1 protein-coding gene is annotated in these 258 nt (G+C 57.8%); it reads right to left on the bottom strand.

Annotation, left to right across the window (positions count from 1 at the left end):
* Positions 1-258, bottom strand: a 258-nt coding sequence (locus tag SB765_RS31280) for an AMP-binding protein (RefSeq protein WP_410932714.1), incomplete at both ends; no start/stop codon positions are given.

Raw genomic sequence — 258 nt, 5'->3', positions numbered from 1 at the left:
AGCGCGGTGACGTTCACCTGATGTTTTTCAATCAATGGGAAGCAAAGCGTGGCGCTGGGATCGGCCGCCAGAACAACCGTTCCTCCGGCAAGAAAGACGCCCAGCGATCCCGGCGAACTCATGGCGTAGTTATGAGCCGCCGGGATCGCGCACAGGTAGCGTGTCTGTTGTGTGAACTGACAAATCTCGACGCTACGACGCACGCTGTAGTAGTAGTCGTTATGAGTGCGCGGGATCAGTTTCGGTGTGCCGGTGGTG

The sequence above is a fragment of the Pseudomonas sp. SIMBA_067 genome, from assembly GCF_046534675.1.
GTDB lineage: Bacteria > Pseudomonadota > Gammaproteobacteria > Pseudomonadales > Pseudomonadaceae > Aquipseudomonas > Aquipseudomonas putida.
This window is presented reverse-complemented; position numbering and strand designations above follow the sequence as displayed.